The following is a 22,631-nucleotide window of genomic DNA, read 5'->3' as shown; positions in this document are numbered from 1 at the left end:
AATCGTTGCGGGCGGAAGGTCTTTCGGGTCACACGCTGGGGGCCGGCTCGGCAGGGCCGTCTTGCACACGCTGCGCCTGGGCGAGTTGCCCCGACAGGAACATTTGTTTCGTCTTGCGACGCTGGGCTTTGCCGCTCGACGTGCGCGGCAGCGTGCCCTGCGGGACGATGACGACCTTGTACACGTTGAGCGCGAAATGACCAAGAATCGCCTGCGTTATGGCCTCGGTGAGGCCCTTCGCCTCGCTCTGGAACGCCTCGGCGCATACGACGAGCTCCTCGCCCGTGTCGCCGTCGACGCTGAACGCGACCACGTTGCCTCGGCGCACGCCGGGGAGCTCGCTCACCACCCACTCGAGATCGTTGGGGTAGAAGTTGCGACCGCGGATGATGATGAGGTCCTTCAGGCGCCCGCACACGAACACCTCGCCGTCCACCGTGTAGCCGAGGTCGCCGGTGTGGAGCCATCCGTCCTTGAAGGCCGCCGCCGTGAGCTCGGGCTCTTGGTAGTACCCTTGGCAGATGCTCGGCCCCCGCGTGACGATCTCGCCGACCTTGCGATCGGGCAGGCGATTTCCGGCCTCGTCGACGATGGCAACCTCGTGCTCGGGGAACGGCCGGCCGCAGTTCGCGAGCTCGTGCGCGTCGTCGGCGGTCGACGGGACGGCGTTCGCGTCCTCACGCTCTTTCGGGTCGATACGATCGGAGCGGAGCCCCTTCCCGAGCGGCGTGAAGGTGATGGCGAGCGTGGCCTCGGCCATGCCGTACGACGGGATGAAGCTCTTCGGATCGAACTTGGCGGGGGCGAGCTTGTCGGCGAACTCGCGGAGCGTGCGCGCTTGGATCGGCTCGGCGCCGCACCCGGTTCGGCGCATGCACGAGAGGTCCCACGCCTCCACGTCCTTCTCTTTGAGTCGCTTCGAGACGAGCTGGTAGGCGAAGTTCGGGGCGTAGGTGATCGTGCCGCGGTGTTTGTGGATCGTATCGAGCCAAATCCTCGGATTCCTTACGAAAGAAGCCGTCGGAAGGAACACGACCGGGATGTTCGTGAAGAGCGGGCCGATGACGAAGCCGATGAGGCCCATGTCGTGGAAGAGCGGGAGCCAGCTCACGCCCTTGTCGAAGGACGAGTCCTTCTCGAGGCCGTTCACCATGAAGCTCTGCGAGTTCCACGCGAGGTTCCTGTGCGTCACGACGACGCCCTTCGGCTTCGAGGTCGACCCCGAGGTGAACTGGAGGAAACAGAGGTCGTCGCCCGTGACCTTCGCATCGACCTCACCCGCCATGGGGCCTGCGAGGTCGCTCGTCGTCAGGATCCCGCCGAGCGAGTCGACCCTCTGGGCGGCAGGCTCGACGTAGGGGCGCGTCGACTCCGTCGTGAGGAGGAGCTTCGCGCCGGACGCCTTCGCGATGTGCGCGACCGTGTCGTGGTAGGTCTCGACGTTCTTGAACGAGAGCTGAGGGACCATGGGCACGGGAACGACGCCCGCGAAGATGGCTCCGAGGAAGGACAGCACGAACTCGTCCGGGTCGGGCACGACGATGGCGAGCCTGTCGCCCTTCGAAAGACCACGGGCGGCGAAGTGCGCGGCGCGGCGGCGGGCCTCTTCGCGGAGCTCCGGGAACGGGACGTGACGCTCGCTGCCATCGGACCGCACGAAGGTGAACCCGAGCGAGCTCGTGCGTGCGAGCTCGTTCACGGCATCGACCAACGTGGGCGGGACGAGGTTCGGATCCTTCATGGGCGCCGTGGGCAATACTTTGGCGCGGCCTTAGGCGCAAGGCGTCGAAACACCCTTTTTTCTGCGTAATTTGCCGCCCGGTGCGAAGCGCCATTCGCATACCGCGCGCCGCGCGCGAGCACGGACCGCCGTGCACCTCGGCCCGATATCGCGTAGCGTGGGACGCTGGAGGTCTCGGGGCATGGGTCGTACGTCGCGGGCGGTCGTGGGCTTGGGGTCGTGGGTTGCCGTCGTCGCATGCGCGGCGTGCTCGGCCGAGGCACCCGACACGTCCTTCGACGAGACCGGCGAAGAGGCGCTCGGGAGCGAGCAGGCCCCGAACATTCTCTTCCCCGGGGACCCGGCGTGCGGAGGCGGGTGCGAGAAATCGCTCGCGGGCGACGAGGTGTTCATCCCCGCGACGAACGGGAAACCGTGGGGCCAGACGTACCTCAAGGGCACCTCGACCCCGAAGACCCTCGGAGGCTACAGCTCCGGTCGGATCGCGCTGCTCCGCAGGCTCGCGCTCAAGAACGACGGAGACTGGGCGGTCATGCTCGACCCCTCGTGGGACGACGGCACGCGCGATTTCCTCGACGACGACAACCCCGCCACGCGACCGAGCGTGAAGCCGACGACGGGACCTGCGATCGTGAAGGCGTGGCTCTCGGCGCGCGCGGATCGTCGCTTCCTGCTCGTGTACTCGACGACCTCCGCCGGCTCGAAGGGCTACGCGGCGCTCACGAGCGATCCCGAGGTCGGGAGCCGCGTCCGCGCCTGCGCCGTCACGGTCGGGCACCTCGACGTCCCGAAGACCGTGGGGGCGAAGGTGATGACCCAGCCCGCCGAGTGGATCACGACCTCGTGCAAGGAGCCCGCGTGGGACTGCGCGCGCTCGGCGTTCCAGGGCAAGCAGTACCTCACGTGCGACGGGAGCACGCTGCGCAAGTGCGAGGGCGGCGTCCCGATCCCGGTGAAGCCCGAGCATCGGTGCGCGAAGGGCTGCGTCTCGGCGCCGGCCGGCACCGACGACACCTGCGCGCCCTGACGGCCCCTTCGAGAGACGCGAGCCCAAAAGCTTGCTAGGACCCGGGCCGTGAACCCGACACGTGTCTACATCACCGGGCTCGGCGTGGTGAGCTCCATCGGCCTCGGTCGCAAGGCGTTCTTCGAAGCGCTCGCCGAAGGGCGCAGCGGCGTCTCGCGCGTCGAGTCGTTCGACACCTCCAAGATCGGCCGCGAATACGGCGCCGAGGTGAAGATCTTCCACGCGCGCGATCACCTCACGGCCGCCGAGACGCGGCGCATGGGGCGCTGCTCGGCGATGGCCCTCGCCGCCGCCCGCATGGCCGTCGAGGACGCGCGCATTCGCCCGAGCCACCTCGGGGGCCCCCGAACGTCGGTCGTGCTCGGCACCACGATGGGCGAGGCCGACGTCCTCGGGGACATCGACCGCACGTGGATCGCGCGAGGCCTCTCGGCGGTGCGGAGGGCCCACCTGCCGAAGTACGGCTCGACGCTGCTCCCCATCCACCTCGCGCGCGCGTTCGGCACCGAGGGCTCCGTCGTCACCCTGCCCGCCGCCTGCGCCGCCGGAAACTACGCCATCGGCTACGGCGCCGATCTCATCCGCCAAGGGCGCGCCGACGTCGTGCTCGCCGGCGCGACCGAGATCCTCCAAGAGCTCCAATACTCCGGTTTTGCGCGGCTCGCGGCGATGGCCACGGAGCGCTGCCAGCCTTTCGACCTGAACCGGCAGGGGCTCATCGTGGGCGAGGGGGCCGCCGTGCTCGTGCTCGAGAGCGAGGCCCACGCCACCCGGCGCGGAGCGACCGCCTTCGCCGAGGTGGGTGGGTATGGTCTCACCTGCGACGGGTACCACATCACCCGTCCGCACCCCGAGGCCGTCGGGAGCATCGAGGCCATGAGGCAAGCCATCGAGCGCTCCGGCATCACGTCGGACGACATCGACTTCGTGAACGCGCACGGCACCGGGACCAAAGCGAACGACGCCGCCGAGGCGAAGGTCATGCGCGACATCTTCGGCGACCGACGCGTCCCCATCAGCAGCATGAAGAGCCTCATCGGGCACTGCATGGGCGCGGCGAGCGCGATCGAGGCCGTGGGCTGCGTCTTCACGCTCGAGACCGGGATCTACCCCCCGACGGCCGGGTACGAGACGCCGGACCCCGAGTGCGACCTCGACGTCGTCGCCAACGTGGCGCGCAAGGGCAAGGCCGACATCGTGCTCAACAACTCGCTCGCGTTCGGTGGGTACAACGCCGTCGCTTGTTTCGCTCGGCCCGGCGTGCTGCCCGCGCCGCCCGCCATGGAGGCCCTCTGATGCTCCCGCGCGCCATCACCGGCTACGGTGTCACCTCCACGTTGGGCATCGGGCGCGAGGCGTTCGTCGAGGCCCTCGGGGCGCCGAAGGCCCTCGAGCCCGAGCAGGGTCGCAAGCTCACCACGGTCGATCTCGCTAAGTACCCGAACGCGCGCGCGTTCGAGGTGCCCGGCTTCGAGCCGCAGAAATACCTCGGCGACAAGGGACTCCGAACGCTCGACAGGCTCACGAAGCTCGCCGTCGTGGCCGCGAGGCTCGCCCTCCTCGACGCGGGTCTGAAGAAGGACGGCAAGCTCGTCGTGCACCCCGAGGAGCGCGTCGGCATCGTGTGCGCGAACGCCTACGGCAGCCTCGAGGCCATCACCGAGCTGAACCGGGTCGCCAAGCTCGAAGACCCTCGCTACATCAACCCGGCCGTCTTCCCGAACACCGTGGCGAACTCCACGGCCGGGTACGTGAGCATCTGGGAGGGCCTGCGGGCGCTCAACGTCGCCATCTCCGACGGCAACTGCGGCGCGCTCGACGCGGTGGCGTGCGCCGACATCCACCTCGCGCAGAACCGCGCGGACGCCATGCTCGTCGGCGGCGTCGAGGCGATGCACGAGGCGCTCTTCCTCGCCTTCTCGCTGCTCGGGACGCTCGATCACCCCGACCACGTCCGCCGCGTCGGGCACCTCTCCCTGGCCGAAGGCGGTGCGTTCCTCGTGGTCGAGCGCGCTCGCGCAGCCCGGGAGCGTGGCGCGAAGGTGCTCGGTGAGCTCGTCGGTTACGGCACCTCGTTCGAGTCCCCCGAGGACGGCTCCACCCTGATCGGCCCCTCGGGCGACGCCCTGGGTAGGGCGGTCCTGAACGCGCTCGCCGACGCGAAGCTCGACCCGTCCGACGTGGACGTCGTCGCGTCGAGCCTCTCCGGGCTCCACCGGGCCGACGACGCAGAGCGTGTCGCGCTCGACCGCGTCTTCGGAGAGAGCATGCCGATCGCGGCGCCGAAGCTCGTGCTCGGAGAGACGCTCGGCGCGGGCGGCGCCTTCGGGCTCGCCTCGGCGCTCGCGTGGATCGGCGGGGCTCCCCCGTCGCTGATGATCTCGGGGTCGGCCCCCGAGACCGTGCGCACCGTGCTCGTCACGTCGCTCGGATTCTACGGGAACGCCTCGGCGGTCGTGGTCCGCGCCCCCGAAGCCCACTGAGCGTGCACCCGCCCGCGGACGCGGAGACCGAGCTTCCGTCGAGAGGGGTCTCCCTGTCGCGCTCGGCGACCTTCCTCCACATGGGCATGCACGACCCGACCGGCTTCACGGACGGGCGCGGCCTCGCGAAGGCGTACGTCGGCCCGGAGGGGCCCGTGACGCTGCACGTCTTCCGCGGCGAAGGGGGCGTCGTGCGGGCGCGCGCGTGGGGCCCGGGGGCGCACGCGGCCATCTCGCATGTGCCTGGGATCATTGGCCATTTCGACAACCACGAGGCGTTCGAGCCTCGCACGACGGCCATCGCTCGCCGGCTCGCGGCGGCGTCGGGGCTCAGACTCGTGCGGGTCCCGTGGGTGCTCGACGCCCTCGTGCGGACGATCCTCCAGCAGCGCGTGCGGTTCGTCGAAGCGACGCGCGCCTACCGCGGGCTCGTCGAGCGTTTCGCCCCTCTTGCCCCCGGGCCGCTCGGGCTCCGTACCGCCCCGACGGCCGAGACGTGGGCAAGCATTCCTCCGCACGAGGCAGGGAGGCTCGGGGTCGATCGCAGGCGGTTCGACACCATCCGACGCGTGGCCTCGCTCGAGCGCCATGTCGCGAAGCTCCTCCCCCTCGCCCACGAGGCCCGCTTCGACGAGGCGCGCCGCGTGCTCGAGTCGCTCCCCGGCGTGGGGCCGTGGACACGCGAGAAGCTGCTCGACGAGGCGCTCGGCGACTCCGACGCCGTGTCCACGGGCGACGTGCACCTCCCCCGGCTCGTGTGCTCGGCCCTCGAGCCCGACCGCGCCGCCCGCTACGACGACGCGCGCATGCTCGAGCTGCTCGAGCCGTGGCGCGGCCAGCGCGCGCGTGTCGTGCGGCTCGTCGTGCTCGGGCTCGGCGCCCCACGTTCGCCCTGAGGGCCCGCCGCGTGCTCTACGGCGTGGCGCGCACCGAAAGGGGCGTCGCTCGGGCCCCACATGGCCTATCCTTGCCGGAAATCCGATGCGCCTCTCCTGCCGCGTTTGCCTTCAGCTCTTCGACGCCGCCGAGTACGTCGGCGTCTCTCGGGCGACGCTCGTCGAGGGGCTGCGTGGGGACCCGAAGCGCTTCGAGGACGCCCACTCCCAGGTGACGTGGGACGAGCTCGTCGTCATGTTCGAGAACCTCTCCGCCGCCTGCAACGGCGAGCCGGAGCGCCTCCGGGAGGTCGGGCGCAGCCTCGTGCACGCGCCCACGTGGAACGCCATGCGCACGCTCACGCGAGCCATGCTCCCGCTCCGCGTCATTTACCGCGTCGGCGGCGAGTGGATCGCGCCGGCCCAGTTTCCGCACCTTCGCCTCGAGCAGCGCTTCGAGAGCGAGCACGAGATCGTGCTCGTGGGCGAGGTCCCCGAGCCCTACACCCCGTGCGTCCCGTTCTTTTACTTCTTCGAAGGCGTACTCCAAGAGATCCCCCGCCTGCTCGGGCTCCCGCGCGCGATCGTGCTCGAGTCGGAGATCCTCACGCGAAAGGTGAAGCTCAGGCTGCTCCTCCCGGAGGCTCTCCCGCTCCCGGAGCGTTTCGCCCTTCGCCTGCGGGCCCTCCTCCGCCCCGAGGATCTCGTCGCCGCGTTCGAGCAGCAGCGCCGCGAGCTCACCGACGGGCTCGTGGCGGCGCAGGCCGCGTCGCTCGAGGTGCGTCGCATCTTCGACGGGCTGCCCGACCTCGTCGTGATCCACCGCGACGGAATCCTCTTGTGGACCAACGCGATGTGCCAAAGCTCTCTCGGCTACGCGTCGCCTCGCGAGCTCATCGGTCGCCCGCTGCTCGATCTCGTCCCCGCCGAGTACCACGACCTCGTGAAGAGCCGCATGGCGAGCCCGGTCGACGGCCCGCCGTCCGAGCTCGTCGAGGTGCCGCTCTTGACCAAGTCGGGAGACGTCATCCAAGTGGAGGTCGCTCCGTCTCGGCAGGTCGTCTACGGCGGAGCCCCCGCGAGGCTCGTCGTCGGCCGCGACGTGACGGAGCGCATGCGCATGCAACGGAGCCTCGCCCTCGCCGACCGGATGGCCTCGATCGGCCTCCTCGCCGCGGGGGTCGCGCACGAGATCAACAACCCCCTCGCCTACGTCCTGAACAACGTCGAGGTCGCGCACCGCGAGCTTGGCGCCCTCGGAGAGCCCGCGCGCCGCAGCCGCGAGGCGCTCGGTGTCGCCCTCGAAGGGGTCGGTCGCATCCGCGACATCGTCGGGCAGCTCGTGAGCCTCTCGCGAACCGACGCCCCCTCGATCGGGCTCGTCGACGTGGGCGAGGTCGTGCGATCCACGGTGGCGCTCGCCTCACGCGACATCGAGAAGCGCGCGCGCATCGTCTGCGAAATCGAGCCCGTGCCCCCGGTGCTCGGCTCGTCGTCCCGCCTCGGGCAGGTGGTTTTGAACCTGCTCGTGAACGCGAGCCAAGCCATGCCCGAAGCGCAGCGCGCCGACAACGAGCTCCGTGTCGCGGTCCGGCGAACGCCCCGCGGCGGCGCCGTGGTCGAGGTGTCCGACAACGGCGTCGGCATTCCGCGGGAGCACGCGTCTCGCATCTTCGAGCCGTTCTTCACGACCAAGGGTCAGGGCGAGGGAACCGGGCTGGGCCTGGCCATAAGCCAAATGCTTGTTCACGAAGCCGGTGGAGAGATTTCTTTCTTGCCGCGGGCCCCCCGCGGGAGCACCTTCCTGGTCGAGCTGCCCCCGCTCCCCTCCTGACCCGGCCTGACCGAGGCAAAAAATCGTCGTCGAGCGTGATCGGTTCTGGGCCCACGAACCCACGGAGGTCTTGCCGTGCTCTTACGGCTAGGTAACCCATGAACGTCGCCGTCGAAGCCTCTGCTGCCCTCGCCATCGGGTTCGCGCTCCTCGTCGCGCGGGTCTCACGAAGGAGCGCCGAGCCCTCGCCCCGCCGCCCTTCGCCGACCCTCGTCGCGCAGCTCGCGCTCCAAGATTGGCTCGTCCTCGGCTACCTGGTGTCGCTCTGGCTCTTCGTCGTGCTCGGGCAGGGGCCGCGCCGCGACCTCGCCGTCCGTTGGGTCACGACCGATCTCGTGGCGTTCGTCCTGCTCGTGGTGATCGCGCGTACCCCGCGTGTGCCTCGTCTCGTCGCCGGCGTCGCGTACCGGCTCGCGTTGCCCTCGGCGGTGATGGTCACGTTCGCGCAGCTCCACTACATCCTGCCGAGCGCCCGCGACGTGTCCTACGACGCCGATATCTACGCGCTCGACAAGCGCCTCTTCGGCTTCGAGCCTGCCGAGGCGTGGGACGCCTTCGTCACGCCGGCGACGACCGAGTGGTTCTCGTTCTTCTACTATCTCTACTTCGGGATCCTGACCGTGCACGTCCTGCCGATGGCCGTCCTCGAGCGGCGCGTGCCGGTCCTCCGCGAGTTCTCGTGGGGCATTTTCTGGGTCTTCTGCATCGGCCAGATCACCTACATGGTCGTCCCCGGCTTCGGCCCTTACCGCCTCCTCGGCCCGTCGTTCGCGCACCCGCTCGAGGGCCCCACGTTCTGGCCGCTCGTGCAGAAGACCGTCGCGTCGCTCGAGGGCTCGGCGCGGACCGACATCTTCCCGAGCCTCCACACCGCGGTCCCCTCGTTTTTCACGCTCTTCGCGATTCGCCACCGCGACAAGCTGCCGTTCCGGTACACCTGGCCGCTCATGGCGTTCGTCACGGCCAACATCATCGTCGCGACGATGTTCCTCCGCTGGCACTACCTCCTCGACGTCCTCGCGGGCCTCACGCTGGCCACGAGCGCTTTCCTCACGGCGCGGTGCCTCCCGGCCAAAGAAGATGCCTATCGCGCGCGCACGGGTCGGGCGCCCGTGTGGCGACCTCTCTTCGGCCCCGAGCCCGTCGACGACACGGGCGAGGTGCCTCCGTGCCTCGGGGTCTTCGGCAAACCTAGGGCGTCCTCCGGCACATGACGGGGCGCGACACCATCGGCGTCATCGTGCTCGTGGCGGCGCTCGCCTCAGCGCGCTCGGCGCGTGCCGAGCGAGGGCCGCTCGTGCACCCTGAAGGGCCCGGCCCGGGGAACTTTCGTGTCGGCGTCGGGGCCCAGCTCGACGTGCTCCCCAAACGAGTGGCCGAGTCCGAGCAGCGTCTTTTTCCTCAGCTTTTCGCACACTTACGATTCGGCCTACCCGTCGGCTTCTCGCTCTCCGTGAGGGCCGCCGCCGTCGTCGTCAAAAACGAAGCCGAGGCGGGCGTGGTGTGGGGGAAGCGCTTCGGTCGTTTCTCGTTCGCGCTCGCCGACCACGTGGGTTTCTCGTACGGCCTGCTCACGGTGGCGGGGTTCGACGCGAGCAGCTGGTCGTTTTCCCACAAGCCCGGCGTATCGGTAGGCGCGGCCTTCGGTCCGCATCGGCTCTCCGCGGCGTTCGAGCTCCTCACGACGTTCGGGCAACGCACGCGCCTCGGGGACGCCGAGGTCGTGAGCCGGCGTGAGTTCGTCGTGTCGGGTCAGTCCATGGTCGTCACGTTCGAGACGTTGCTCGACCACGGGGGAGAGGTGCTCGTCGCGATGGGTGCGTTCTACACGCAACCCGACTACCAGGCGTGGATCGCCTTCGCCGACGAACGAAGCCGCCTCCTCTACCCGCGGTTCATGGTGGGGTATGTCTTCTGAGCTCGGCGCACCTCGAAGAACGCGCACGAGGCGCGGGCGGCTCGCGAACGTGGCGCTCGCGCTCGTCGGGCTCGTGTCGTGCTCGGGTCGCGTCCACGTCACTCACCCCGAGTTCGAGGGGGGTGGGCTGCTCGCCGGCGCTCGGCCGCTCGAACCTGCGAGCATCGCGGCGCTCTCGGGCTTCTTCTCCGCGGGCCCCTTGCCATCGCGGCTCGGACCCGAGGTCGCTCTTCGCGCGACGTCGTCGACCGTCAGCCTCTTCGGCGACCGCTCGGCGGGGTACGCGATCACACGACCGGGGTGCACGAGCGACGGGCGTCTCGTGCTCGAAGGGCACTGGCGTTACCCGCTCTCGTCGGAGACGGGCCTCGTGCGCCTCTTCGTCGGCCCGGACCGTACGGCGGCCGCTCTCTGCCGCGGTGAGCCGCCCCCGAACGACGAGCGGCTCGTGCTCCGAGGCACGACCGGTGACGAGGACCTCGCGCCCACGGAGGAGCTCGACCTCACGTTCGAGCGCCCGCTCGCGGACCTCCGCGGGAAGTTCTTCGTCGTGGGCCACCGCGGCGCGTGCCGCACCATCGACGACTGCGGCGTCTCGGAGAACAGCGTCGAGAGCATCCGCTTCGCCCCATCCATGGCCGCCGACGTGGTCGAGCTCGACGTCCAGGTCTCGGCCGACGGCGTGCCCTTCCTCTACCATGACGATGCCTTCGGGCCGAGGCTCAGCCGGGGCGCGTTCTGTCACGGCGACGTGAGCGCCTTCACGATGGCCCACGTGCGTGAGCTCTGCACGCTTCGGTACGGCGAGGCGGTCCCCACGCTCGACGAGGCGCTCGACGCGGCCCTCGCGACGCCCGAGCTCCGCGCGGTCTGGCTCGACGTGAAGCGCCCCGAGGCGATCCTCCCCGCCGCGCGAGCCGTCCGGCGAATCGAAGAAAATCGTCCCGAGTCACGCAAGGGATTTCGCGTCGTCCTCGGCCTCGGGGACGAGGCCTTGATGGACCGCTACGCCGTCGACGTCCCCGCGCGAGACGTGCCGTGCCTCGCGGAGCTCGACCCCGCCGACGTGCGCCGCTTGGGATGCATGGTGTGGGGCCCGAGGTGGACGCGAGGCCCCATGCGCCCCGACGTGGCGGCCCTTCAAGCCGAAGGGAAACAGGTGGCGTTCTGGACGATCGACGAGCCGGAGTACATCGGCGTCTTCCTCGACAAAGCGCTCCCGAACGCGATCGTCACGAACCGTCACGGGCTCGTGTTCCTATTGGCCCAACGCCGCGCCGCATCCCTCGCGACGCTCGAGCCCCTTCGCCCATGAGGGGAGCCTTCGTCTCGTCGCTCGTCGTCGCGCTGCTCGCGTCCCCCTCGGTGGCAGCGGCCGAGAGCCCGCGGCACGCCGTCACGCTCGGCGCCGAGCTCTCCCTCGCGCGCATGGTGTCGCCCGAGGGCCCGATGGGCGAGCTCGACAGGACCAACGGTGGCCTCGGGTACGCGTTCACCGCGGCCTACCGCTCCCCCTACCCCCTCTCTCCGTTCTTCGAGCTCACGTACCTGCCGCTCTTCGCCGCGGAGGCCTCGACGCGAACGGGGAGCATCGTCCGGAGCCGCAGCCGGCTCTTCGGCGGCGCGCTCGGCCTCGGCCTCGCGATCGTCGACGGGGTGGAGGTGCGCGGGGGGCTCGGCCTGTTCGACTTCGCCGTCACGTCGGTCCTCGGCTCCGCCACGGCAGACGCCCACGAGCTCGACATGGGCTATCTCCTCGGGCTCTCGGCGACGTTTTTCGATCGAGGGCGAATCCGCATGGGGTTCGACTTCCGGGCGGGCCTCGTCACGGACGCGGAGACGGCCTTTTTGTCGCTCGGAATCGTCACCACGTTCGACGCCCTGACGTGGGGAGCCCGCCTACCCTCACCTACCCCACCGTCGGCTCGCTTCGATGGATCAGCGGCTCGGCCCCGATGACCGAACGAAGAGCGATCGTCGTAGGCGACACCCAGGCGACCCTGCTCGTCGAGCGGCTCGTGGGGCGAGAGCACTGCCCCCACGTGCGCCGTCGCCTCTTCCGAGAGCTCGCGCACGAAGACGGAGAGCTCGCCCTCTTCCTCGGCGACGTCGTCGCGTACGACGCGCCCCATCATTGGCAGCGCATCGACCCGCTGCTCGACCGCCTGCGAGCTCGGGGCGTCGCGCTCGCCGCGGCGGTCGGCAACCACGACGTCTTCCCCGTGCCACGCCGAGGCATAGCCTCTCTCGCCCGGCGGGGGCTCGTCCCGCCGCATCGAACGTACCAAGAGCGCGACGTCGGCAACGTCCGCTTCGTCGTGCTCGACTCGAACCGGAGGGTGCTCGGGGAACGGGCGTGGGCTCAACAGGTCGCGTGGCTCCGCGAGCGCGTCGCGGCCTCCGAGGCGAGCGCCGACGTGCGCGCGCTCGTCTTCGTGACGCACCATCCGCCGTGGACGAACAGCCTCCGCGCGACCGACTCCGAAGGCACCTTGCTCCCCTTCGTGGAGGCCTTCGAACGGTCGACGAAGGCCTCGGTGTGGCTCTCCGGTCACGTCCACGCCTACGAGCGATTCGCCTTCGGAACCAAGACCCTCGTCGTCTCGGGGAGCACGGGCTCTCCGCGCATGCGCCTCCTCGAAGGCGCCGAGGCGCGCCACGCGGACCGAGCGGGGCTCGGCTCCCCGGGCCCGTTCGCTTGGCTGCGCGTGCACGTGGCGGAGGACCACGCGAACGCCGCGCTCGTGGGGTTCTTCGACGAACGAGAAGAGGCCCGCGTGCTCGACACGTTCGCGATTTGAGACCGATCCTACTTGGCGACGAGCCGGAACGTCACTTGGAGCTCGACGCCGCTCGGGGTGGCCGCACAGCGCGCCGTGCGCAGCGATCCATCGAACATCGCGGCCTCGAGACGAACGGCACAGCCACCGATGACGTCGTCGGAGTCGTAGTCGTCGTCCCAGAGCTCCAGCGAGAACGAGTTCAAGAGCTCGCGCGCCGGCACGTCGCGGAGGAGGGTCTCCGCCCACTGGGGCGCCGCCGTGTCCGTGAGGAGGCGCGTCGTCCCGGAGTGAGACGCCGCGCCAAGCGACGAGAACGCCTTCCCATACGGGTCCGGGAGCCCTCCGAAGGGGTCCCACGCGGCGCCTTGTTTGTTGAGCACCGGCACCACGGCAGACTGAAGCACGACGTCGAAGAGGGCGTTCGTGTCGAGCGCACAGCCCGTCGCGGAGCACGTGCGCCCCTTGCCACAGTCGACACACGCGTTCCCCGCCTTGCCACACGCCGAGCCCGACGTGCCCCCGAGGCAGGTCGACCCCGCGCAGCAGCCCGCGCACGTGGCCTTGCACGACGTGTCGACGCACGAGCCCTCGCTGCAGACGAACGAGCTCCCACACGCCGTGCACGCGAGGCCTCCTTTGCCACACGCCCCCTTCTCGTTGCCCTCGACGCACGTGTTCCCGGCGCAGCACCCGGCGCACGTGTCCGGCCCGCAAGGGACCTTGCAGGCCGAGGCCTCGCAGGTCGCGGTGCCGGTGCAGGTCTCGCACGTTCCCCCACCTTTCCCGCACGCGTCCTTTCCGGTGCCGGCCAAGCAGAGGTCGTCGCGGCAGCAGCCCGCGCAGTTCCCGGGTGTGCACGTCACCACGATCGCGCCACCGTCGGGCGCCCGCTTCGTCTCGCCCTCTTCGAAGAGGCCGCGCACGAGGCACTCGGCCGACTCGCTCGCGAGCCCCTGCATTCCGCGCTTCGTCGCGTCGAGCGCGCACGCCGAGAACCCGAGCTGACAGCCCTCGAGCGACGCGCAGTCCGCGACCACGCGCGCCGAGGCGGTGTCGGCGTACGGGAGGAGCGGAGCGCCCGGCCCCCCTTGGCTCGACGGGGTCTGCGGGGAGAAGAACGAGGCCTGGCAGTCGCTCTGCCCCTTCGCGCACGTGCCGCAGTACGCGTCGCGGATCGCGTCCTTCGCAGAGCTCCTCGGGAGATCGACGAGGGCCTTCGAGAGGCACACGTCGGCGCAGCGCCCCGAGAGAAAACAGTCGGTCGCCCGCTGCATCGCCGCCTGCGTGAGATTCTCCGCGACTCCGCCGCAGTCCCGTCGGAGCGTGTCCTCGCACCCGCCTTGGCACTTCGCGGCGACGCCCCCCATCGCCTCGCAGAACGCGTCGACCGGGGTCTTCTCGACGATCTCCTCGGCGCTGCACGCCGCCGCCACCAGGGCGACGAGACCTACGGACAGGGTGGCGGCGAGACCTTGGCGAGCCATGACGGCACTGTAGCCGACCTCCGCACACCGTGCCGGTTTCGCGTGGTTTTCGGGCTGCACCCGAAGGGCCCGAATCCACGAGGCACGCCGGGCTCTCGTGGTAGCCTTTCGAGCCGAACACGATGGTAAGGCGCAAGGTCTCCCTCGACGGAGAGAGTGAAGGTCGTGCATCGGGTGGGGCGGCGGTGGACGCCGCGCCGAGCACCGAGGTGGTCGAGCTCTTTTTCAACGGAGGCATCGTCTTCCACGAGGTCGCGTTCCCGGCTGGGCTGCCCGACGTGGTCGCCGGGTTCGTGCGTATGCAGGCCCCGCAGACCACACCGGGGACCGAGGCGTGGTCCATTCGAAGGGCCCAGCCCGGCGAGGACCCGGACGTCGAGGTGTCGTCGCACGACGCACTCTCCGATCTCCAGGCGCGATGGCTCCCCGTCCCTACGCAGCTCTCCTGTCCGTTCGCGGTCCAGATCTTCCTCTCCCAGGAGGGCTCCTCCGTGCGCGGTATCTTGGCCGTCGACACGCTCGAACGCCAAGGCTCGCGAGGGCGCGCGCTCGACGCCACCCTCGACGAGGGGCGACCGTTCCGCCCCCTCGATCGCACCGAAATCGCTGGATTTCTGGACCTCCCCGAGGCCCGCGATTTCGTCCGCCGCCTCGAACGAACCGGCATCGACAAACCGCTCTTCAAGCTCGCTGCCCTGCTCGACGTGCTCGCGCCGCGCCTGCCGAAGCTCCACTTCACGAGCGTCTCGAACCGCGTGCCCCTCCCGGTCTCGCTCGTGCTCGACTTCGGCAACTCGCGGTCGTCGGCGCTGCTCGTAGAGGCGCGCGACCGCGGCATGTTCGCGCTGCCCCTCGTGATGCGGAACCTCGGGAGCCCCTTCTCGGTCGACGAAGAGTGCTTCGACTCCCGCGTGACCTTCCTCCCGAGCCCGTTCGATCGGGCGGTCTCCACGGTCGCGACGGGCGACGGCTTCGGGTGGCCCTCGATCGCGCGCCTCGGCCGCGAGGCCCTCGACCGCGCCCTCGAGACGCCCCACAGGTACGCCTGCTCGATCTCGGGCCCCAAGCGTTACCTCTGGGATCACCGCCCGACGGAAGATCTCTGGTTTTTCGCCGATCGAAAGGGGGACGAGTACCGGACGATCTTCGGCAAGCTCCTGAAGTACATCCCGGAAGAGTCGGGGGGACTTTATCTCCGCGAGGACGGTCCTCAGACCCCCGTCGACCCCCGGTACGCGCCGCGCACCATGATGCTCTTCGCGATCGTCGAGATCCTGTGCCAGGCCTACGCGCAGGTCGGCTCGCCCGGGTACCGGAAGTTCCAGGGCAAAGAGGCGAACCCGCGGGTCCTCCGCTCGCTCGTGCTCACCTACCCGTCGGCGATGCGGAAGGAAGAGCGCTCCGTCTACGACACGCTCGTGAGGAACGCGGTCATCCTGGCCTGCCACCTCCTCGGCATCCCACCCGAGCACCGTCCGAACGTGACCGCCGAGGGCGCGTTCGAGCCGTTCCTCTTCACCGACGAGGCCCTCGCGGCGCAGATGGTCTACGTCTACCAAGAGGCGACGCAGACCTTCTCGGGGAGCATGGAGGAGCTCGTCCAGATCTACGGGCGAAAGGCCGGCCACCTCCGCATCGCCTCGATCGACATCGGCGGCGGGACGAGCGACGTCATGGTGGCCGAGTACGAGGACAAGCTCCCCGGCGCCGGCACGGCCCTCCGGATCACGAAGCTCTTCCAAGACGGGATAAACGTCGCAGGCGACGAGATTTGCCGAGCGATCGTAGCCGACGTGATCTTCGACCAGGTGCTCGCGCAGCTCCCCTCTCACGACGCTCGGGCGAAGATGGTCCACCTCTTCGGCGAGGGCGACGCGGGCCATGGCTCGTCGTGGAAGACACTGCGAGGCAAGCTCGTGCCCTACCTGTGGATGCCACTCGCGCGGTGCCTCTGGGCGCTCGCCGAGGGGCGGACCCCCGAGGGCTTCTCGGCCGAACGCGCGTACTTCGTGCCGGAGGTGCTCGAGGCCTTCGGGATGCCGGCGCCATCGCCCTTCGTGCTCGCCGAGGCCGACGCGTTCCTCGGCAAGACGGTGCCGGGCTTCCCGGGGCTCACGAACCTCTTTCTGCGCCTCGACCGCGACGTCGTCGAAAAGACCATCGTGCGTGTGCTTCGGGAGCCGATGCGGCGTTACGCGGACATCCTCGCCCAGTTCGACGTCGACCTCGTGGTGCTCGCGGGTCGCTCGGCGCGCCTCGCGTGCGTGCGCGACCTCTTCGTCGCCGAGATGCCCGTCTCCCCCCCTCGCATCAAGACGATGGCGAGCTTCCGCGTCGGCGAGTGGTACCCGTCGAAATGGAAAGATCAGGGCACCATCAAGGACCCGAAGTCGACCGTCGCGGCCGGCGCCGCGATCCTCCACCTCGCGAGCCGGAACATGCTCCCGGGGTTCCTCATCGACACCATCGAGGACGCCAAAGAGACCCCGATCTTCGGCCTCTACCAAGACAACGAGCCCCACATCGCAAAAGAGAACGAGCTCTTCCCCGAAGGGTCCCAAACGGGTCAAAAGGCGCGCAGCAAGGCCTTCGCGTACACGAACGGGATGCGCATCGGCTTCCGCAACGTGGCCTCCCAGGAGATGGACGGTATCCCGATCTTCGAGGTGCGCCCCCAGAGCCCCGAGGTCGAGGCCGCCCTCCTCGAGGACCGCGTGCTGCTCGAGTTTTCGCGCGGGGACGCCGGGCAAATCACCATCGCGAAGGTCACGTCCCAGCGGGGCGCCTACGCGTTCGAGCCGACCGACTTCTACCTCGCCCTGAAGACCATCGCCCAAGACCGCTACTGGACCGACACGGGCGTCTTCGCCGACCGCGCGAGGTACACGTGAGCGATCCGATCGTTCGGACGATCCTCGGGCACCTCGAGGCGGCCCTCGTGTCGCGCGAGCGAGAGCTCCGCCGCGACCTCGCAGGGCTCACCACGCCGACACCGAGCCCGAGCGCTCCCGCCGCCCCGGCTCCGGGCGGCGCCGAGGCCGACGTGCTCTCCCGTGTGACGCTCTCCGACATCCTCGACGAGGGCATCCTCGGGGCCCGACCGACGGACAAATCCTTCCCGCTGCGCCTCTTGCTCGGCGCCATGGCCGAGCACGTGACGTCCCAGAAGAACCCGCGCGCGAGAGAGGCCGCGTTCGTCCTCTCGAACGCGCTAAACCTGTATTTTCGTGCGGATCTCGACGAAGAGGCGAAAATCCGAGTCGGCTACGAGACGAGCCGCACGTACTACGCGTTCGCCGCGGCGGCCGGCCTCGAGAGAGATCTCGTGGCCCGAGCATCTCCCCTCCTCGCGGCCTTGCTCGGTACCGAGCTCGAACGCGTGAAGCTCGAGGCGACCGACCACGTCTCCGTGTTCGACTCGCAGCTCCACGAAAGGGAGCGAGGCAGCGATCCCCATGGCTCGCGCATCGTCTCTCGCGGGAGCTTCCTCGTGAGGGTCTCGGCAACAGGAATGGTTCGTATGAAGGCGCAGGTGCGTACGTGAGCGACAAAGACACGACCTGGCTCCCGAACCTCGTCGGGGGCGTCTCGATCTGGAAGCTCGCGCCCGACCTCAACGAAGAGAAGTTCTTCGGGGGCCGCCTGCTCGTGCCCGAGACCGAAGGCTCGGAGAGCCTCCCCTCGACCGTCCGCTGGAACCTCGCGGGCCTCGTGCCCCTCTCGGAGGCGCGCGCGAAGCACCCGGCCGAGTGCGAGGCCGCCGTGGGAGAGCTCCGAGCCTGCCTGGAACGGGCCGCCAAGGCCTTCGCGAAAGAGGACAGCGGGTACTACCGGTACCGCGAAGCGCTCACGGTCCCGTCGCTCGAGGCCGAGGGCGTCGAGAACTACTTCTACTCGCCGACGGACCGCAGGCTGTACGTGATCAACTGGGGCGCGACGCCCCGCACGCTCGCCGGACAGAAGGAATTTCTTTTTGGGTACGCGGATTTCGGCAAGGTCTTTGGCGCGGCGGCCGCGGGTGCGAGCGCACCGACCGCCGCCGGAGCGGGCGCCGAGAAAGCGGGCGACAAGCCGACCGAGGACACGAAGAAGGCCGACGAGCCGAAGCGCGACGAGGGCGAAAAGCGCCCAGCGTGGGTGTACGTGCTCGCCGCGCTCGGATTCTTGCTCGTGCTGCTCGCCCTGCTCGCGCTCCTCAAGACCTGCAACGACGAAAAGAACGCCGACGCCGGCGCCGACGCGAACGCCCTCGAGGCCAGCACCGACGCGAACGCCCTCGAGGCCAGCACCGACGCGAACACCCTCGAGGCCAGCACCGACGCCATGGCCGACGCGGCGAAGGACGCGGGGGACGCCTCCGCCGACGCGAGCGATGCGGGAGACGCCTCCGCCGACGCCTCGGACGGCGGAAAGGACGGCGGAAAGGACGCGGGCCCCGACGGCGGCAAGAAACCCAAAGGAAAGACCGGGTTCGACGACGACGCCTCCTTCAAGGGCGGAAAGGTCACCGTGAAGGGCGGCGGCGGTGGCGGCGGTGGCGGTGGCGGCGGCGGTACGGTGAAGATCACCGTGTCGCCGGGACCGAGCGGCGGCTCGCAGACAGGTCCGCACAGGCGGCACGACCACCCACAGGCCGTGGCGTGGCGCATCGTCCACGGCGAGGACCGTGTTTCGCGAACGGAAGAGGCCGGCAAGCGCTTCGACGTCTATCTCCACAAGGGAGAGTCGTTCGACGGCGTCGAGGTCGAGTACCAAAGCGACGACGGGGAGTGGCACCCGCATTGACTTCCGGAGCAGTCAAGTGAACGGCATCGAGACCCTCGACACGTGCATCCGCGACGCGCTCTCCCACGTGAGCGGCCGCGAATCGTCCACCGAAGCCACCGTGCTGCGCGATCTCTCGCTCCGCATGCGCCGGCTAAGGCGCGCTTGGGGTCGCCCTCAGGCCGTCGGGCTCTTCGGCCCGTCGCAGGCGGGCAAGTCGTTCCTCGTGGGGGCCCTTCTGTCTCACGAGCTCGGCAGCTTGAAGGTGCTCTCGCGCGACCGCGAGCTCGATTTTTTGAGGGAGATCAACCCGGCCAAAGGCGTCGAGTCGACGGGCGTCGTCACGCGCTTCTCGACCGGGCGCGCCCCCGACCTCGCGCGCGGGGACTTCCACTGCAGGCTCCTCACGCTGGACGTGATGGTCGAGTCCTTGGCGACCGGCTTCCTCGTCGAGTGCACGGCGCCACCGATCGATCTCGAGCGCATCGATCGCACGCTGCTCGCGGCGCGGCAGCAAGGGGGAACGCCGGTCGGACCGCATTTCGCGGACGCATGGGACACGGCGTTTCACGGCCTCACGAAGAAGTACCAAGACAAGCACCCCTACTTGAACGAGCTCCGTCGGCACGTCGCGCTCCGCGACGGGGCCTGGAAGAAGGACGTGCGCACCCTCGGAGGGTGGCTCTTCGTCTACTCGCTCCTCTGGGGAGGCCCGGGGTACGCAAAGGACATGGACGCGCTGGCGGCCCGCCTCCTCGCCGGCCTCGAGGCCCTGTCCCACTCCGAGAACGTCGAGCTCCAGATCGCGCACGTGCGCGCCGCGAGCGACGCCTCGAGCCTGCTCGACGCCTCGTGCTTGAACGCGATCGGACAACCGTCGTCGGGCCAAATCTCGGTCTACGCGCAGGAGGCGCGGCGCGAGGTCACCATCGAGGCGGCCGTGCTGGCGGCGCTCGTCGCCGAGGTGCGCCTCGGCCTGCGCCCGGTGCCGGGCTCCCTCCTCGATTGCGCCGATATCCTCGACTTTCCCGGCGGAAGGGCGCTGAAGGGCATCAACGGCTTCGGGCCCGACGAGCTCAACACGGGCCGCCTCGAGCACGCGATCGAGGTGTACAAACGTGGGAAGCTCACCTTCCTCTTCGAGCAGTACGCGCACGACCGCGAGATCACGGCGCTCGTGCTCTGCTCGCCCGGCCCCACGAAGCCCGAGGCCATCCAGCTCCAGAGCCAGGTCGAGCGTTGGCTCGAGATTCGATACGGCGCGCCCACGCCCACGTCCGCGACGGAGATCGAGTCCCCGAGCCTCTTCTTGGCGCTCACCAAGTTCGACATGTCGCTCGGCGCGCTCCGGAGCGACAACGCCAAGGACCGCTGGGACTCACGCGTGCAGGAGGCCTGCATGGACTTCTGGTCCCGCGGGCAGTCGTCGTGGGTGCACGCCTTCGGCCAAAAGGGCCGCGCGTTCGACAACCTCTATTGGATCCGGAACCCGTACGCGGATCAGATGCTGACGCTGAAACCCGGAGATCCCGACTACGAGGTGGTGAAGGACGGCTACTTCGCCTCGCGGGCGGTCTCGAGGTTCATCCGCGACCCGGAGGAGAAGTGGAACGCGGTCGAGGGCTCCGACCCGCAGAGCGGGATGCCGAAGAGCGGCGTACCCTTGCTCGCCGCCCGCATGCGCCAGAAGCTCACCGACGACGTGAAGAAGCGCGAGCTCCTCGAGGAGGCCGAGAGCCTGAAGAACGAGCTCCGAAGCGTGCTCGTGTCGCTCACCCCCTCCCGCGACGAGGAAGAGGCACGCGCGCGCCTACGCGAAGAGGCCAAGGTGCTCGTCGCGGCCATCGAGCGCGAGATGGGCAAACGCTGCAGCGGCGCGGTGTTCGGCGAGCTCTTGGCCCTCTTGACGGTGCCCATCGGCGACCTGGAGCGCGAGGTGCGTGCGGTCGTCTCCGAGGTCTCCGCCATGAGCATCAAGGCGAGCGACAAGGTCAAGAAGGTGCTCGTCCACGTCCTCAAGTTCTGGCAAAGGCGCGCGAGCGAGAGCCTCCGAACGACCCGCCTCGAGCTCCCCCAGGCGCAGCTCGAGACGTTCCTCCGCCAAGTGTTCACGTCGAGGCTGCTCCTTCCCATCCTCGGGACGGCCATTTTTCCCTATTTTTCTCGCACGCAGGTCGACACCGCGCTGGTCGCGGCGATCGTCGAGGTGAAGGTCTGCGACTTCTTGCTCACCCTCGGGGTCGAGCGCCCGCGGACGACGCCGGAGCTCCCGGTGAAGCTCTCGTTCGCGGAAGAGGCGACCCGAGAGACCGCCGAGACGATCGACTGGGGCGACGTCGACTTCGACGACGCGCCCAAGACCGAGCGCGCCGGGAGCGTCGCGATCGTCTTCGCCGGCCGAAAGTATTTCGACACCTGGGCCACCGGTCTGGGCGAGTTCTACCTCCGCTCGGGCGGGGCGAAGAGCAGCACCGACGTCGACGGCGCCGATACGGCGGCCCTCGTACGCATCCTGAAGACCGTGGAAGGCACGAATGTCCACGAAGCCGGACGCTGAGGTCGAGACCGGCACGAGCGACGAGGACGAGGACGAGCTCCTCGACCTCTCGCGCGCCACGGTGGAGGCGCTCTCGTCCGCGGGCGACGTCGAAGGCCTCGTCGCGCTCGCCCGAGCCGCGCGCGCGGGCTCCCACGGACGAACGAAGGACATGAAGGTGGCGTTCGAGGCGTACCGCGCGGCGGGCGACGCCGGGCACGCGGAGTCCGACTTCGCCGCAGCGCTCTTCTGCATGACCGGCACCGGCACCACGAAAGACCTCAAAGAGGCCGCGTCACGCCTCCGACGCGCGGCCGACGCGGGGCACGTCGATGCCAAGGTAACTCTCGGTAACTTCTACGATTTGGGTCTCCACTTCGCCAAAGACGGGGAGAAGGCCGACGTGTGGTACCGGAGCGCGGCGAGGGCCGCGAAGATCGAGCACTCGATGGGCTCGACCGAGGCGACACGGGCCCTCGCCGCGCTCGGTTCGACCCGCCACACCGAGCTCCTCGCGGCGGTACCGAGCGCCGATCCGGACGAGCTCACCGCGGCGAGGAAACGCGCGCGCCTGCGCGGAGGGAGCCTGCAAAGCCCACAGGAGGCCGCTGCGCCGCGAAGCCCGACACAGGGCGCCGCGAAGCCCGAGGACACGTCCGCACCGCTCGGAGCGCCGCGGCCCGCGAGCGAGGACGACGCCACGAAGGCGAAGCTCGCGACCCTCGAGAAGGACGCGAAGCTCCCGTCCAAGGTCACGGCGCGCGCAGGCGCAGGCGCCTTCCTCTACGCCTTGCTCTTCACCGCGACGGCGTTCGGCGCGGCGTTCGCAGCCGAAGCGGGGGCCCGCGAGCTCGTCGCCCACGGCAAGCCCATCCCCGTCGTGGGCGCCCGTATCGAGCTCGTGTTCCCCATTCTCTTCGGGGCGATCTCGCTGCTCCCGCAGCTCCTCGTGTACAAGGCCGTGACGGTCGTGCGCAGCGCGGTCGTTGCGGCGCTCGGCTTCGGCGCCGGCTGGGTGCTCTACGGGACCGGCAAGCTCGCCATCGGCGATGCTCGGCTCTCCCAAGCCATCGCGTTCGCCGGCGCGGCCTTCCTCACGAGCCTGCTCCTTCAGGGGCTCCTGGGCGGAGCCAAAGGTGGCGATCCGATCGTGTCGAAGGTGCCTCGGCGCCAGGGGAAGTAGCCG

Annotated in this window: 17 protein-coding genes; 15 read left to right on the top strand and 2 right to left on the bottom strand. The window is 69.6% G+C overall.

Going from position 1 to position 22,631, the window contains the following annotated elements; all coding sequences use genetic code 11:
• Positions 1-28 precede the first annotated feature (28 nt).
• Positions 29-1,741 (bottom strand): fatty acyl-AMP ligase, encoded by a 1,713-nt coding sequence (locus IPK71_20370; GenBank protein MBK8216091.1) that lies wholly within the window; start codon positions 1,739-1,741, stop codon positions 29-31.
• Positions 1,742-1,922: 181 nt separating this feature from the next.
• On the opposite strand from IPK71_20370, the gene IPK71_20365 reads away from it, so the two are divergent.
• The 10 genes from IPK71_20365 to IPK71_20320 all read left to right on the top strand — a co-directional run bounded on the left by IPK71_20365 (position 1,923) and on the right by IPK71_20320 (position 12,679).
• The gene (locus IPK71_20365) at positions 1,923-2,768 is read left to right on the top strand and encodes a hypothetical protein (protein MBK8216090.1); all 846 of its coding nucleotides are present in this window, start codon (positions 1,923-1,925) and stop codon (positions 2,766-2,768) included.
• 48 nt (positions 2,769-2,816) lie between these two features.
• A complete protein-coding gene (locus tag IPK71_20360; GenBank protein MBK8216089.1) occupies positions 2,817-4,064 on the top strand; it encodes a beta-ketoacyl-[acyl-carrier-protein] synthase family protein in 1,248 nt (415 codons plus the stop codon).
• A complete protein-coding gene (locus IPK71_20355) occupies positions 4,064-5,251 on the top strand; it encodes a hypothetical protein (GenBank protein ID MBK8216088.1) in 1,188 nt (395 codons plus the stop codon). Before IPK71_20360 ends, IPK71_20355 begins: the two co-directional genes overlap by 1 nt.
• Positions 5,252-5,253: 2 nt before the next feature.
• A complete protein-coding gene (locus IPK71_20350) occupies positions 5,254-6,147 on the top strand; it encodes a DNA-3-methyladenine glycosylase 2 family protein (protein ID MBK8216087.1) in 894 nt (297 codons plus the stop codon).
• Between the two features lie 85 nt (positions 6,148-6,232).
• A complete protein-coding gene (locus tag IPK71_20345; GenBank protein MBK8216086.1) occupies positions 6,233-7,960 on the top strand; it encodes a PAS domain S-box protein in 1,728 nt (575 codons plus the stop codon).
• 98 nt (positions 7,961-8,058) lie between these two features.
• Positions 8,059-9,174 carry a phosphatase PAP2 family protein gene (locus IPK71_20340; protein ID MBK8216085.1) on the top strand — a complete coding sequence of 372 codons (1,116 nt, stop codon included), beginning with the start codon at positions 8,059-8,061 and terminating at the stop codon, positions 9,172-9,174.
• A complete protein-coding gene (locus tag IPK71_20335; protein MBK8216084.1) occupies positions 9,171-9,878 on the top strand; it encodes a hypothetical protein in 708 nt (235 codons plus the stop codon). The genes IPK71_20340 and IPK71_20335 overlap by 4 nt, the downstream gene beginning before the upstream one ends.
• Positions 9,868-11,193, top strand: a complete 1,326-nt coding sequence (locus IPK71_20330; protein ID MBK8216083.1) for a hypothetical protein — start codon at positions 9,868-9,870, stop codon at positions 11,191-11,193. Before IPK71_20335 ends, IPK71_20330 begins: the two co-directional genes overlap by 11 nt.
• Positions 11,190-11,837: a hypothetical protein gene (locus IPK71_20325; protein MBK8216082.1), complete on the top strand. Its 648-nt coding sequence runs from the start codon at positions 11,190-11,192 to the stop codon at positions 11,835-11,837. The genes IPK71_20330 and IPK71_20325 overlap by 4 nt, the downstream gene beginning before the upstream one ends.
• Positions 11,834-12,679, top strand: a complete 846-nt coding sequence (locus tag IPK71_20320; GenBank protein ID MBK8216081.1) for a metallophosphoesterase — start codon at positions 11,834-11,836, stop codon at positions 12,677-12,679. The genes IPK71_20325 and IPK71_20320 overlap by 4 nt, the downstream gene beginning before the upstream one ends.
• A gap of 8 nt (positions 12,680-12,687) precedes the next feature.
• Here the strand turns inward: IPK71_20320 and IPK71_20315 are convergent, their stop codons facing one another.
• Positions 12,688-14,145, bottom strand: coding sequence for a hypothetical protein (locus IPK71_20315; protein ID MBK8216080.1), 1,458 nt, complete (start codon positions 14,143-14,145; stop codon positions 12,688-12,690).
• A 122-nt stretch (positions 14,146-14,267) separates the two neighbouring features.
• On the opposite strand from IPK71_20315, the gene IPK71_20310 reads away from it, so the two are divergent.
• From IPK71_20310 to IPK71_20290, 5 genes are read left to right on the top strand one after another with little or no spacing between them, the layout of a single operon-like run.
• On the top strand, positions 14,268-17,036 hold the full coding sequence (locus IPK71_20310; protein ID MBK8216079.1) for a virulence factor SrfB: 2,769 nt from the start codon (positions 14,268-14,270) through the stop codon (positions 17,034-17,036).
• On the top strand, positions 17,033-17,689 hold the full coding sequence (locus tag IPK71_20305) for a hypothetical protein (protein MBK8216078.1): 657 nt from the start codon (positions 17,033-17,035) through the stop codon (positions 17,687-17,689). Before IPK71_20310 ends, IPK71_20305 begins: the two co-directional genes overlap by 4 nt.
• A complete protein-coding gene (locus tag IPK71_20300) occupies positions 17,686-18,930 on the top strand; it encodes a hypothetical protein (protein ID MBK8216077.1) in 1,245 nt (414 codons plus the stop codon). Before IPK71_20305 ends, IPK71_20300 begins: the two co-directional genes overlap by 4 nt.
• Before the next feature lie 16 nt (positions 18,931-18,946).
• Complete coding sequence (locus IPK71_20295) at positions 18,947-21,466, top strand: hypothetical protein (GenBank protein MBK8216076.1); 2,520 nt, start codon at positions 18,947-18,949, stop codon at positions 21,464-21,466.
• Positions 21,444-22,628 (top strand): sel1 repeat family protein, encoded by a 1,185-nt coding sequence (locus IPK71_20290; protein ID MBK8216075.1) that lies wholly within the window; start codon positions 21,444-21,446, stop codon positions 22,626-22,628. Before IPK71_20295 ends, IPK71_20290 begins: the two co-directional genes overlap by 23 nt.
• Positions 22,629-22,631: the final 3 nt, after the last annotated feature.

It is taken from the genome of Myxococcales bacterium, assembly GCA_016712525.1.
Classification (GTDB): Bacteria; Myxococcota_A; Polyangia; order Polyangiales; family Polyangiaceae; genus JAAFHV01.
Note: the sequence above shows the minus strand (reverse complement) of the source record. Positions and strands in the feature narration are given on the sequence as shown.